This is a genomic window from Dysosmobacter sp. Sow4_B12 (assembly GCF_052116665.1).
In the GTDB taxonomy this organism is placed as follows: Bacteria; Bacillota; Clostridia; order Oscillospirales; family Oscillospiraceae; genus Oscillibacter.
This window is the reverse complement of the sequence record NZ_JBQKKR010000001.1, coordinates 382,220-394,788: the sequence shown is the minus strand read 5'-3', so window position 1 is coordinate 394,788 and position 12,569 is coordinate 382,220. Positions and strand designations below refer to the sequence as shown.

The following is a 12,569-nucleotide window of genomic DNA, read 5'->3' as shown; positions in this document are numbered from 1 at the left end:
CGCTTCACCGGAAGCACTGTGGAGAGAAGGCGGGCGGCCTCATCAAGCCGGTTGAAAAACCGGATGGCCTCTGCTATCCTAGAGAGGAAAAGACCGATTGTGGTTTGAAAGGAGATAACTACCATGAAACGATGCCGTGGGCTGGTTGTTTTGGGCCTTTTGACCGCCCTCTGCGCAGGCGCGGTCTGGCTGACCTTGCGGGTCACGGCGCGGTATCCGGCCTGGGGGGAGCCTGTTACCTATCCGGTGAACCGTGTGGAGGGGTTTGCACTGTCCATAGAGGAGACCACATGGTCTCCTTTTCGGGGATATACGCTCCGGTATGAGATCCAAATGGATTCTGAGGAGATTTATCATCTGGTGGAGGACGGATCGGCCTTTGCATATTTGGAGAGACTGGCAGATGGTCAATGGTATCGCCTGGACTGTCAGAGGGAGCAGGCGGGGCACATCACCTTTGACCTTGGCGGCAGCGGAAGTGCCGCTTTTTATGGCAGCGTTGTCCAGAAATATGAGGGTTATGGAACCCGTTTGGAGCCGGGGACCTACCGACTGACCATGAAGCTGACAGACCGCATCGGAGGGGCTCATTACCTGGCGGCTGAATTTGATGGTGTATAGGCGAAAAACGAAAAAAGCGGCACGCTTATGCGTGCCGCTTTTGATATGCAAACCTCAGACGTGGATGCCGCCCACGAAATATGTATTGTAGTAGCCGCTGGTCAAGTCACTGATAATGACGCCGTTGCTGCGGGAGGAAGAGGAGTGGATGAACTGACCGCCGCCCACATAGATGCCGGCATGGGAGCAGGCCTTGCCGGCGTTGCGGCTGGGGTCGTTGAAGAACACCAAGTCACCGGGCTGCAGTTCGCCAATGGAATACACCCGGCTGCCCAGGCCGCTCTGCCACTGGCCGGTGGCGGTATGGGGCAGGGAGTAGCTGTGCTGGGAATAGACATACATGGTAAAGCCGGAGCAGTCAAAGCCCTTGGGGGAGGCACCGCCGTAAACATAGCGGGTGCCCAGGTGCTGCATGGCGGTATCCACGATGCCGCTGCCGGAGGAAGCGGACGTGGTGGATTCCTTTGTCAAATCCAGGAAATCGCTGCGGATATAGCCTTCCGTGCCATACTGGCAAGTGACATCATACCAGCCGTCCACCAAGCCGTTGATGGTGACGATGGTGCCAGTATCCACGCTGGCCAAAATCTCCGCGTCCGTGGAGGCGTCCGCACGGACATTGACACCGTCGCCGTTGACGCGGCCATAGGTTTCAAACACGTTGTCCTGGTCTACCCGCAGGTAATCGGCGGACACATAGCCGGTTTTACCGTTGTAAGCGACTTTGAACCAGCCGTCAGTGGTGTCGTCCAAAATGGCGACAGCCACGCTTTTATCCAGCGTAGTGACAATGTCAGAGGAAGTGGAGGCCTCGGTGCGCATTCTCAAGGCAGAGCCAGTGGTGCAGCCGGCACCGATGGCAATATCGGCGGCCATGGTGTGGGCGGTCAGCAGCAGGGTCATGGTGCCGGTGAGGAACAGGACCTTTGCCGCCTTGCCTGCGAAGTGTGTCATGGTGTACGCTTCCTTTCGTGATCTTTTGTAGAATGGGGGACAGGGGGAAGTTATTTCTCCTTGCCGGCCAGAGCGCGGTCCAGCCAGATGGCAGCCACGTCCATGGCAGCGTACAGACTGTCTTTTTCGCTCTTCTTCACCACGCGGTCACGGGATTTCAAGTTGGGATCGGTCAGCTGCAGCTGAACGGAGACTCTGGTGGCCACGTTCAAGTCCTGCTCTTTCTTGCTGTCCAGTACCTGCATCATGATGATATATTTCTCAGCCATCGTACCGTAGTAGATCAGATTGTCGACCCGGCGGAGAGGATGGCCCTTGTACATAAGACCTTCCGCTTTAGCGGACTTGGTTTCAGGCATGAAAACACTCCTTCAAAAAAATTGTAACCAAATTGTAACAGATTTTATCCACTTTGTCAACGTTTGGTGACAAACAATTCGCGGTAATTCCTGGGAAAGGCAAAAAAACGCCCCGCGGGAGAAGTCCCCGCGGGGCGTTTGGGTCATCACATCACTGTCCCAGGTACTTGCGGACCAGGACCTGCAGCAGCTCATCCCGGTCGATTTTACGGATGAGGGTGCGGGCATTGTTGTGATTAGTGATATAGGTGGGGTCCTCGGAGAGGATATAGCCCACGATCTGATTGATGGGGTTATAGCCCTTTTCCTCCAATGCCTGATAGACAGTGGTTAGGATGTGGCGGATCTCCGCGTCCTTCTCCATTGCGATGCTGAATTTCCGGGTATAATCGTCCATGCAGACACCACCTTTCTTTTCCGTAGAAAAACCTGGAATACAGAAATAGTATACTCGTTTTTTCCCAAACTGTAAAGCGTTTTCCCAAAAATCTTTTGCTCCCCGCCAAAGCGGCGGGGAGCAAAAGGAAGGGCTTCATTACCGCAGGACGGCACCCAGCTCAGCCTTCAGCAGGTCCAGGATGCTCTTCACATCCGCGTCAGCTTCTTCGGCGGTGAGGTTGCGGTCGTCGGAGCGGAGAGTCAGGTTGAAAGCAACGCTCTTTTTGCCCGCGGGGATACCGGCACCCGTGTAGATGTCAAACAGGGAGACCTCTTTCAAAAGACCCTTGGCGCCCCGGCGGATGCAATCTTCCAGCGCACCAACGGTGACGGTCTGGTCACAGACCACGGCGATGTCGCGGGTGACGGCGGGGAATTTGGGCAGAGGCTGATAGACAGGCTCGGGCCCGATGCTTTCGTACAGGGCGTCAAAGCGCAGTTCCGCGGCGTAGAGCTCGCAGTCCACACCGTAGTTGGCTGCCACGTGGGGATGGACCTGGCCCAGCACGCCCAGCAGCCGGTCGCCGCAGAAGACCTTGGCGCAGCGGCCGGGGTGGTAGGAGGGGTTGGCCTTTTCCGCCTCATAGCGGACGCCGGTGATGCGCAGGCCCTCCAGCACCAGCTCCACGGTGCCCTTCAAGGCGAAGAAGTCCATGTCGGGACCGTAGGCGCCCAAAGACAGCACCTTGGGCTCATTGGCCATGCCGGAGCCGTCGTTCTTGGCGAAGTAGGTGCGGCCCAGCTCATAGAGCTTTACTGCCTTGTTGCGGAAGTTGTAGTTCCGGGTCAAAATCTCCAGCATGGAGGGCAGGGTAGTGGTGCGCATAATGGAGGTGTCCTCGCCCAGGGGGTTGAGGATCTTCAAGGAATCCCGCAGGGGGGAGTCCTTGGGCAGGTCGATCTTGTCGTAATAGGTGGGGCTGATGAAAGAGTAGGTGATGATCTCGTTATAGCCCGCGGTGCGGCACAGGGCGCCGACGGCGATTTCCGCCTTCTGGACGGGAGAGAAGCCGCGGTGTTCGTTCATGCCGGCGTTGAGGGTGTTGGGGATGTTGTTGTAGCCATAGAACCGGGCTACTTCCTCGGCAATGTCGGAGTAGTGCTCCACATCGCTGCGCCAGGAGGGCACCAGGATGGTGTCGCCGTCCAGCTCAAAGCCCAGGGACAGCAGGATGCGGCGCATCTCCTCTTCGGGCACGTCGGTGCCCAGCAGGCCGTTGACCTTCTCCGGCTCCAGCTTCACGGTAGTGGGGTAGGCGTCCTTGGCGATAACGTCCATAACGCCGTCCACCACCTCACCGGCGCCCAGCAGCTCCACCAGCTCGCAGGCACGCTGGACGGCCTTCATGGTGTTCATGGGGTCCAGGCCCTTTTCATACCGGGCGGAGGCCTCGGTGCGCATGTTCAAAGCCACGGCAGTGCGGCGGACGGAGGCACCGTTAAAGTTGGCGGATTCGAACAGGACCATAGCGGTGTCGCCGATGATCTCACTGTTGGCGCCGCCCATGACGCCGGCCACGCAGACGGGCTTGTGTTCGTCGCAGATGCACAGCATGTTGGGCGTCAGCTTGCGCTCATTGCCGTCCAGGGTCTGGATCGTCTCTCCCTCCCGGGCGGTGCGGACCACGATCTTGCCGCCCTCCACACAGCTGAAGTCGAAGGCGTGCATGGGCTGGCCGTACTCCAGCATGACATAGTTGGTGATGTCCACGATGTTGTTGATGGGGCGGACGCCGGAGTTGCGCAGCCGCTCCCGCATCCAGGCGGGGGAGGGGCCGATCTTCACGTTCTTTACCAGGCGGGCGGTGTACCGGGGGCACAGGTCGCCGTCTTCGATCTCAATGTCCACATAGTCGGCGATGCTTCCGCCGCAGCCCTTGATCTCCGGCGTGTGGAGCTTCAGCGGCTTGCCGAAGGTGGCGCTGGCCTCCCGGGCAAGGCCGATGACGCTGAGGCAGTCAGGCCGGTTGGGGGTGATCTCGAACTCCACCACGTGGTCATCGGCGCCGATGACGGCGGCCATGTCGTCGCCGGGCTTCACACCGTCCTCGTGGAGAACGAAGATGCCGTCGGCGATGCAGTGGGGGAACTCCTTCTGGTCGGCGTGGAGGTCGGAGAGGGTGCAGATGTGGTTTTTGCCGGTGTCATAGGCCACCATGTCGCCCGCATGGATATTGGCGCAGTCGGTGGAGGCGGCGGCCATGCCGCTGCCGGTGTCCAGAGCGCAGGCCCAGACAATACCATCCTCAGAGCTGACGCCGGTGACCCGGGCGGCCACCACCTTGCCGTAGATCTTATGGCCGGGCTGCACATCAGCGGGGATGGAGGGCTTGTCCTTGTCCAGGGGATGATAGTCGTTCAGCAGGGCGGCGGGCTTGATGACAGCGTAGGGATAGTCGTGCTCGGCGGTGAGATTCAGCTCCTTCAAGGAGCACAGCATGCCGTTGGACACCACGCCCCGCAGCTTGCCCTTTTCGATCTTCACGCCGCCGGGCAGCAGGGACTTGTGCCGGGCCACAGGCACCAGATCGCCCTCGTGGATGTTCCAGGCGCCGGTGACGATCTGGGTGGGTTCGGCTTCGCCCACATCCAGCTGGCAGATCCACATATGGTCGGAGTCCGGGTGGCGCTCCATCTTCACGATGCGGCCGGCCACCACGTTTTTCAAGGATTCGTTCAAGACCTCGGTGACCTCCACCTTGGAGCCGGAGAGGGTCATGGCCTCCGCGAAGTCGCGGTCGCTGACAGGCCCGATGTCCACAAATTCATTCAGCCATTTACGGGATAATTTCATCGTTTTTCCCCTCCTTTTAGAACTGCTCTAAGAAGCGAATGTCATTCTCGAAGATCAGCCGCAGGTCGCTGATCTTGAAGCGGCCCATGGCCATGCGCTCCAGGCCGAAGCCAAAAGCGAAGCCGGAGTACTCGTCCGGGTCGATGCCGCAGCCCCGCAGCACCTTGGGGTGCACCATGCCGGCGCCCAGGACCTCGATCCAGCCCTCGCCCTTGCAGGTGGGGCAGCCCTTGCCGCCGCATTTGTGGCACTGGATGTCCACCTCGCAGGAGGGCTCGGTGAAGGGGAAGTGGTGGGGACGGAATCTCGTCTTCGTCTCGGGCCCGTAAATCTCCCGGATAACGGCGTTCAGAGTGCCCTTCAAGTCCGCCATGGTGACGCCCTTGTCCACTACCAGACCCTCGATCTGGTGGAACATGGGGGAGTGGGTGGCGTCCACCTCGTCCTTGCGGTACACCCGGCCGGGGGAGATCATGCGGATGGGCACACCGTGCTCCTCCATGGCCCGGATCTGCATGGGAGAAGTCTGGGTCCGCAGCAGGATGCTGGAGTCCTCGGTGAGATAGAACGTGTCGGACCACTCCCGGGCGGGGTGGTCATCCGGGGTGTTCAGCTTGGTGAAGTTGTATTCCTCTTGCTCCACCTCGGGGCCGTCAAAGACCTCAAAGCCCATGTTGATGAAGATATCCTTGAACTCATCCAGGGCGGTATACATGGGGTGCTTATGTCCCACCTGGGGGCGCTTGCCGGGGATTGTCACGTCCACGGTCTCGGCTTCCAGCTTGGCTTCCAGGGCCTTCTCCGCCAGGACGGCAGCCTGGGCCTCAATGGCCTTTTCCAGCTCGGCCCGGACTTCGTTTGCCAGCTGGCCCATGACGGGGCGCTCCTCGGGAGAGAGCTTGCCCATCTGCTTCAAGACAGCGGTCAGCTCACCCTTTTTGCCCAGATACTGGACACGGACGGCTTCCAGCTCACTGCCGGCCTGGGTGAGCGCAACGGCTTCCAGAGCCTTAGCGCGAATGGCTTCCAGTTGTTCCTTCATAGTCAATGCTCCTCATTATAAAATATCAATTGATTGTAAGAACGGGACAAAACAAAAGACCCCTCGTCCCGGACGTTGGGACGAAAGGCCATTCCTTCCGCGGTACCACCCACATTCGTGCCTGGCGGCACGCACTTGCGGCCCCTGTAACGGTGGGCATCCGGCCGTGTCTCCACGGCGGCTCCCGGGCGAACCAAACCGGGCGTCCGCAGTCTGGCTCGCAGCCGGTGACCAGACCTCTCTTGGCGGCGTTTCGCGGTTATTTTCCCGTTCATCGCTGATATCAAATACCACTTATAACACACAAAACCGGGAATTGCAAGAGAAAAATCCCCATTCCGGCGGATTTCGCCGGAATGGGGATTCCCTCAGCAGGGAATGTGTTCCATGACAATTCGAACGACACGCCCATCCTCCATGCAGAAGGTGATATGGCTTCCTAGCATCTCTCCGTCTCCCGGATAGACCCAGGCGTCACGGCGGCCATCCCAGTCCGGGGCAAACGCAGCCGTGGGATATGCGGCCAGGATGTCCTCCTCCGTATCGCCCACACCCACGCCGGCGATGGTTCTGACGCCGGGGGTGCTGCTGTCGATGAGATAGAGGAACTCTCCGCTTTCACCGGCGGTATTGTAGCGCAGGGTGAGCGTGCCGCAGTCCACGGTATAAACGGTGCCGAAGCCGTCTTCGCCGCCGGTCTCCCGGGAGACCTCATCCAGTGTGTGACCCCAGGGAAAGGCGCCTTCCTGGGGACCCAGCGTCAGATATTGTCCCTCTGCCACCATGCAGAAGGGAGCGTAATAGACGTCCTCCCAGGTATCCTCATAGGCCGCCCGCATCCGCTCCAGCACGGCTTGCTCTGCTGCGGTTTCCGCCTGGCAGCTGTCCAGAGCTTCCCAAAATTCCGCCTGCTCCTCTTTGGAGAGCCATGCCGCGTGGTATCCGGGACTGGCCGTGATGGCGTCTGCTTGGGGATGGCTTTCTTGATAAGGAGAGGTGTCCAGCATGGTCAAGAGCTTTAAAATCTCATCCGGCCGCTCCACAAAGCGATGGTACAGCAAATCTGAGGGTGCTTCAGCGTAAGCCCCGTCGGCGTGGAGCAGGTACAGCACCAGCCGGAGGTCGGAATACGTATCAAAATCGGTGGAGTCAAAGGTGTCGGGATCATAAGAAAACGTGAATACCGTGTCCGCCTCCAGGTCCAGGCCGTCAGAGGGGCAGAAGGAGGTGAAGCGCCACTGGCCGTCCGCCTGCCGCTCATAATCCAGAACCTTTTGCGAGTAGCCGACAGTGGCGCTGGGACGCTCCCACGCCCAGCTGTCCGCCCAGAAGGTGAGGGTCACGGCCCAGTGGCTGTCATCCACCGGCTCCGCTGTCACCGTTTTGTCAAGCAGGTAGATATTTGTCCCCCGTGCTCCCGGCTGGGCATACAGCTTACCGCCGATATCCCGGTAGTGGTCCGGGGAGAGGGAGAACAGGTATTCCGCAATGTCCGGGGAAAAAACATCCTTCACCCGTTTTTGTAGGGCGCTGAGGTTGGACAGCTCGGGATAGACGGTCGAGTTTACCCGGTAATAGGTGCCCTCCGGGGTCTCCTGGGCGTCGCTTTCGTCCAGGGGCATGGTGGTCAGGTCGAACCAATCATAGACCTGGGCAGCGGCGGCGTAGAACTGCTGCACATCCTCTTCCGAAAGAGGCTTCTGCTCCGGCGGTGGAAGGGCGGGACAATCCTTCTGGGCGCAGCCCGTCAGCAGGAGGGCAATGATCATAAAAAAGGAGAAAGACCGCTTCATGGGAACACCTCCTAATGTCCCATGTTAGCAGGGACGGGTGGAAAAATCATAACAAATCCGTTACAGAATCACTCGTCCTCGCCCTTGTAGGGGTCCAGAACAACGCTTACCACGCCGCAGAGAATACCGCCCACGGCGAAGAGCCACCAGGCGGTGCCCCAGGTGTTCCGGGTCAGACCCAGACCCACGTAAACGGCGGTGGCGGTGAGCATGATCCCGCCGCAGAGGGCACCGATGAGGCCCAGGCGGCGCTTGGCCTCCGGGGCGGGGGTGTTGTCCCGATTGTACTTCCAGACCTTGTATTTGTCCTCCTGCATCCCGCCGTAGATAAAGGAGAACACCGCGCCGGCGATCAGCAGCAGAAAGACCGCACAGGCCAGGGATTCGTAAGGCTCCCGCTCCGGCAGGAAAGCAAACGCGCCGATCAGCAGCACCACGCCGAACAAAATGGCGCCGACGCCGCCGGCGATGTACCACACGAATTTCTGATGGAAAGCGTCCTTTTCCTCTTCAGAGTAGAAATCCTGGATGACCGGATGCTTTTTGCGGAAGCTGTCATATTGTATGCCGCTGGCCACAATGACCACCACGGAAACGGTAACGATCAGCATAAACAGCGCCACTGTCAGCATTTTAAACGACTCGGAAGAGGTGAGGGCGCTGAGGAATATCATCAGCGCCACGCCGGCGATGATGGCGGAAACGGACGATGCCATCCGCAGGGCGAAGCGGTCCATGAAATGGTCGTACCGGGCGGTGTCGCTGCCCCGGGATTCCTCTACGCTGCCCCGCAGCAGCGTGTCCAGATTCACATCATAGAGGTCGCAGATGCGCAGCAGCGTGTCCATTTCCGGGAAGCTGGCGCCGCTTTCCCACTTGCTGACAGATTGACGGGAGACATTCAGCTGTTCTGCCAGCTGCTCCTGGGTGACGCCCGCCTGGGCGCGGATGTATTGCAGATTATCTGAAAAAGCCACGGTGAAATCCTCCTGTTATTTGATGGCCCTATCCTACCGGAGCAGGCGTGTCAATACCAGCGATTTGGTGTTGCGTTTGAAGAAAATGATGTAACGTTTCGGTTGCGAAGCCCATTATATCAGGGATTTACGGAGTTTGGAAGAAAAATGAAATTGCATTGGGGCGGTGTTCTTTCTATAATAAGAAAAAACGACACAGGGAGGCGTGGACCATGAAGCTGGCAACATCGGCGCAGATGAAGGAACTGGACCGGCGGGCCATTGAGGAGCGGCACATCCCCTCCATCGACTTGATGGAGCGGGCAGCGGAGGGCGTAGCGGAGGCGGCACTCTCCCTGCTGCCGGGCCGTCCCGGGAAGTGCCGTGCGGCGGTGTTCTGCGGTAGCGGCAACAACGGCGGCGATGGCATTGCCGCGGGCCGGCTGCTATTTTTGAAGGGAATGGCCGTCCGGGTGTTTCTGGCGGGCAGCTATGAAAAGCTGACGCCTGACGCCTTGGAGGAGACCCGCCGCCTCAGCGAGTGCGGCGTGGAGCTGGAGCCCTGGGACCCGGAGGACCTGGGCCAATCCGCCTGGGCCAGGGGGAGCCATGTGATCGTAGACGCCCTGTTCGGCGTGGGGTTGTCCCGGGATATTGCGGAGGGGTCCGTTTATGCCCGGGCGGTGGAGCTGATGAACCAATGCGCCGCGCCGGTGGTAGCTGCGGATATTGCCAGCGGCGTGGAGGCGGACACAGGCAGGGTCCTGGGCTGTGCGGTGCAGGCTGACAAGACTATTACCTTTACACTCGGTAAAGTAGGCCAGTTCGCGGGAGATGGCGCCTTGTGCTCCGGAGAAGTGACAGTGCGGGATATTGGCATCCCGGCAGACCTGGTCCGCTCCGCCGTCTGCCCGGTGCAGACAGTGGAGGCGGACTTCGCCCGGGCGGCGCTGCCCCGGCGGAAAGCTGACGGCCACAAGGGCGATTTCGGCAAATTGCTGGTGGTGGGCGGCTCCGTGGGTTACACGGGGGCGCCATATCTCACGGCCAGCGCCGCTGTACGGTCCGGCTGCGGGCTGGTGTTTTTAGGCGTGCCGGAAGCTATCTGGCAGGTAGAGGCATCCAAGTGCGTTTCCGCCATGCCATTTCCTTTGGAGGATAGACGAGGACTGTTAAGTTATCGAGCTTTACATACGATCCGGGAAAAGCTGGCTGCCTGTGACGTGCTGGCTCTGGGCCCGGGCCTTGGAAAGAGCGAGCAGGTGACCCGGCTCGTTCTGGAGCTGCTGGCGCAGACGGAAAAGCCCGTGGTGCTGGACGCAGACGGCATAAACGCCCTGTCGGGGCATATGGATGTACTGGATGCCCGGAGGGGCCGCATCACCGTTCTGACGCCCCACGATGGGGAGTTTGCCCGCCTGGGCGGTGACTTGAGCGGCGGGGACCGGGTCCAAGCTGCCCGGGATTTCGCGGCGGAGCACGGATGTGTGCTGGTGCTGAAGGGCCACCGGACCGTAACGGCGGCCCCGGAGGGGAACGTCCTGGTGAATACCACCGGAAACTCCGGCCTTGCCAAAGGCGGCAGCGGAGATGTGCTGACGGGTGTGATCGCGTCGCTGATTGCCCAGGGTGTGCCGGCGGTCCAGGCGGCAACTCTGGGAGTCTGGCTCCACGGCCGGGCGGGGGATTTGGCGGCGGAGGATTTGACCGCCTACGCCATGACGCCGGAGGATGTCATCGGCCGCCTGCCGGCGGCGTTCCGGGAGATTTTATAATATTTAATATTGGAGGAATGACGGTGCGCAAATGGCTGTGCGTACCAATGATGGCCCTGCTGCTGCTTTCGGCCTGCGGCGGGAAAGGAGAGCAGGAAGCGGCGGACCTGCGGGACCGCTATCACGACATGGATGGCTGCGTGATGGAAGCCGCCGTCTCCTGCTCCCAAGGAGACCGGGCATGGCAGGCGGAGCTGCGGTGCGAATATGTGCCGGATGGAAGGACCACGGTGGAGGTGCTCTCACCGGAGACCATCGCCGGTGTCCGGGCGGTACTGGAGGGGGAGGAGCTGACTTTGGAATATGAGGACCTGTGTCTGAACGCCGGGACCCTCAGCAGCCAGTCTGTCAGCCCAATGGCCTGCCTGCCCCGGCTCATGAGCGCCCTGCGGGACGGGTGGCTTCTGGAGGAAAACGAGGAGCGTTGGAACGATGTGGCCTGCCGGCGGCTGCTGGTGGACCAGAGCGGTGTGCAGGACGGGAAGATCGTCTCCGCCGTCTGGCTGCGGCTGGACGACGGAACGCCGCTGCGGGGCGAGATCTCCGTGGACGGGGAAAATATTTTGACGGCGGAGTTTACGAGTTTTGCCTTTTATGATACAATCGACCAACAGGGCAAGTGAGCTCTGAATGATGAGAAGGTGACCCAAGCTACATGGAAGATACGATCCTGCGGCGTACCTGGGCGGAGATCGACCTGGACGCCCTGGCCCATAATTATGAACAGGCCCGCAAGCGCATCGGGCCCAATGTAAAGTACCTGGGCGTGGTGAAGGCGGACGCCTACGGTCACGGCGCCCTTCAAGTGGCGAAGAAGCTGGAAAAGCTGGGCGCGGACTATCTGGCGGTCTCCAGCCTGGACGAGGCCCGGGAGCTGCGCCGGGGAGGCGTCGGCGCCCCCATCCTTATCCTGGGGCATACGCCGCCGGAAATGGTGCCCCAGCTTATTGAATACGGCATCACCCAGGCGGTGTCCGCCAGAGCCAAGGCGGAGGAGTACAGCGCCGCGGCCGCCGAGAGCGGCGGTACGCTGAAGGTCCATATCAAGGTGGACACCGGCATGTCCCGTCTGGGCTTTCTGGTGCGGGACGGCCATTTTGACGGCGGCGTGGAGGCCATTGCCGCCTCCTGCGAGCTGCCGAATCTGGAGGCGGAGGGCATTTTCACCCACTTTGCCGCCTCCGACGCCGATGACGCCCCCAGCGAGGACTATACCCGCCGGCAGTTTGCGGTGTTCCAGAAGGTCATCGCCGCCCTGGCGGCCAGGGGGCGGACCTTCGCCATCCGCCACTGTGCCAACAGCGGCGCCCTGGCCCGGTATCCGGAGATGTATCTGGATATGGTGCGGCCCGGCATTGCCCTGTACGGCGTGGGCGACGACGCGGAGCGGCTGGGCCTGCGGCCGGTCATGCGACTGAAGTCCTCTGTGTCCACCATCAAGGTCTTTGACCCGGACACGGATATCAGCTACGGCAGGACCTTCCACACCACGGAAAAGACGAGGGTGGGCGTGCTGCCCATCGGCTATGCGGACGGCTTTTTCCGGGGGCTTTCCAACCGCGTGTCCGTCATCACCGCCCAGGGACCGGTGCCGGTCCGGGGCCGCATCTGCATGGACATGTGCATGGTGGATCTCTCCGGCCTGCCGGATGTCCACGTGGGCGACACGGTGGAGATCTTCGGTGAGGGCCAGCGGGTGGACCGCCTGGCGGCCATGCTGGACACGATCCCTTACGAATTGACCTGCGCCGTCAGCAAGCGGGTGCCCAGGCTGTATTTGGAAAACGGCGAGGTCGTGGAGCGGAGCCTGCGTCTGCTGCTGTGACAGAATACGATT

At 60.7% G+C, this 12,569-nt stretch carries 11 protein-coding genes; 4 read left to right on the top strand and 7 right to left on the bottom strand.

The window, feature by feature from the left end; genetic code table 11:
* Positions 1-123 precede the first annotated feature (123 nt).
* Positions 124-621, top strand: a complete 498-nt coding sequence (locus ACTQ4R_RS02085; protein ID WP_441625364.1) for a hypothetical protein — start codon at positions 124-126, stop codon at positions 619-621.
* Positions 622-675: 54 nt separating this feature from the next.
* Here the strand turns inward: ACTQ4R_RS02085 and ACTQ4R_RS02080 are convergent, their stop codons facing one another.
* From ACTQ4R_RS02080 to ACTQ4R_RS02050, 7 genes are all read right to left on the bottom strand, one after another.
* On the bottom strand, positions 676-1,575 hold the full coding sequence (locus ACTQ4R_RS02080) for a C40 family peptidase (RefSeq protein ID WP_441625362.1): 900 nt from the start codon (positions 1,573-1,575) through the stop codon (positions 676-678).
* A 50-nt stretch (positions 1,576-1,625) separates the two neighbouring features.
* Positions 1,626-1,934 carry a hypothetical protein gene (locus ACTQ4R_RS02075; protein WP_441625360.1) on the bottom strand — a complete coding sequence of 103 codons (309 nt, stop codon included), beginning with the start codon at positions 1,932-1,934 and terminating at the stop codon, positions 1,626-1,628.
* A gap of 151 nt (positions 1,935-2,085) precedes the next feature.
* Positions 2,086-2,331, bottom strand: a complete 246-nt coding sequence (locus ACTQ4R_RS02070; protein ID WP_295585622.1) for an IreB family regulatory phosphoprotein — start codon at positions 2,329-2,331, stop codon at positions 2,086-2,088.
* A gap of 138 nt (positions 2,332-2,469) precedes the next feature.
* Positions 2,470-5,166 (bottom strand): phenylalanine--tRNA ligase subunit beta, encoded by a 2,697-nt coding sequence (gene pheT, locus ACTQ4R_RS02065; RefSeq protein ID WP_441625358.1) that lies wholly within the window; start codon positions 5,164-5,166, stop codon positions 2,470-2,472.
* A gap of 16 nt (positions 5,167-5,182) precedes the next feature.
* Positions 5,183-6,208, bottom strand: coding sequence for a phenylalanine--tRNA ligase subunit alpha (gene pheS, locus ACTQ4R_RS02060; RefSeq protein WP_441625356.1), 1,026 nt, complete (start codon positions 6,206-6,208; stop codon positions 5,183-5,185).
* Positions 6,209-6,576: 368 nt separating this feature from the next.
* Positions 6,577-8,001 carry a hypothetical protein gene (locus ACTQ4R_RS02055; RefSeq protein WP_441625354.1) on the bottom strand — a complete coding sequence of 475 codons (1,425 nt, stop codon included), beginning with the start codon at positions 7,999-8,001 and terminating at the stop codon, positions 6,577-6,579.
* Positions 8,002-8,069: 68 nt separating this feature from the next.
* Complete coding sequence (locus ACTQ4R_RS02050; RefSeq protein ID WP_441625352.1) at positions 8,070-8,978, bottom strand: helix-turn-helix domain-containing protein; 909 nt, start codon at positions 8,976-8,978, stop codon at positions 8,070-8,072.
* 212 nt (positions 8,979-9,190) lie between these two features.
* On the opposite strand from ACTQ4R_RS02050, the gene ACTQ4R_RS02045 reads away from it, so the two are divergent.
* The 3 genes from ACTQ4R_RS02045 to alr are packed head-to-tail and all read left to right on the top strand — an operon-like array spanning position 9,191 to position 12,557.
* Positions 9,191-10,732, top strand: a complete 1,542-nt coding sequence (locus tag ACTQ4R_RS02045) for an NAD(P)H-hydrate dehydratase (RefSeq protein ID WP_441625350.1) — start codon at positions 9,191-9,193, stop codon at positions 10,730-10,732.
* 17 nt (positions 10,733-10,749) lie between these two features.
* Positions 10,750-11,355 (top strand): hypothetical protein, encoded by a 606-nt coding sequence (locus ACTQ4R_RS02040; RefSeq protein ID WP_441625348.1) that lies wholly within the window; start codon positions 10,750-10,752, stop codon positions 11,353-11,355.
* Between the two features lie 32 nt (positions 11,356-11,387).
* On the top strand, positions 11,388-12,557 hold the full coding sequence (gene alr / locus ACTQ4R_RS02035; protein WP_441625346.1) for an alanine racemase: 1,170 nt from the start codon (positions 11,388-11,390) through the stop codon (positions 12,555-12,557).
* The last annotated feature ends 12 nt before the right edge of the window (positions 12,558-12,569 follow it).

What these genes read in the sequence shown, in the direction of transcription:
- ACTQ4R_RS02085 (WP_441625364.1), top strand. Translation starts at nt 124, where the DNA reads ATGAAACGATGCCGTGGGCTGGTTGTTTTGGGCCTTTTGACCGCCCTC.
- ACTQ4R_RS02080 (WP_441625362.1), bottom strand. Translation starts at nt 1,575, where the DNA reads ATGACACACTTCGCAGGCAAGGCGGCAAAGGTCCTGTTCCTCACCGGC.
- ACTQ4R_RS02075 (WP_441625360.1), bottom strand. Translation starts at nt 1,934, where the DNA reads ATGCCTGAAACCAAGTCCGCTAAAGCGGAAGGTCTTATGTACAAGGGC.
- ACTQ4R_RS02070 (WP_295585622.1), bottom strand. Translation starts at nt 2,331, where the DNA reads ATGGACGATTATACCCGGAAATTCAGCATCGCAATGGAGAAGGACGCG.
- pheT (WP_441625358.1), bottom strand. Translation starts at nt 5,166, where the DNA reads ATGAAATTATCCCGTAAATGGCTGAATGAATTTGTGGACATCGGGCCT.
- pheS (WP_441625356.1), bottom strand. Translation starts at nt 6,208, where the DNA reads ATGAAGGAACAACTGGAAGCCATTCGCGCTAAGGCTCTGGAAGCCGTT.
- ACTQ4R_RS02055 (WP_441625354.1), bottom strand. Translation starts at nt 8,001, where the DNA reads ATGAAGCGGTCTTTCTCCTTTTTTATGATCATTGCCCTCCTGCTGACG.
- ACTQ4R_RS02045 (WP_441625350.1), top strand. Translation starts at nt 9,191, where the DNA reads ATGAAGCTGGCAACATCGGCGCAGATGAAGGAACTGGACCGGCGGGCC.
- ACTQ4R_RS02040 (WP_441625348.1), top strand. Translation starts at nt 10,750, where the DNA reads ATGACGGTGCGCAAATGGCTGTGCGTACCAATGATGGCCCTGCTGCTG.
- alr (WP_441625346.1), top strand. Translation starts at nt 11,388, where the DNA reads ATGGAAGATACGATCCTGCGGCGTACCTGGGCGGAGATCGACCTGGAC.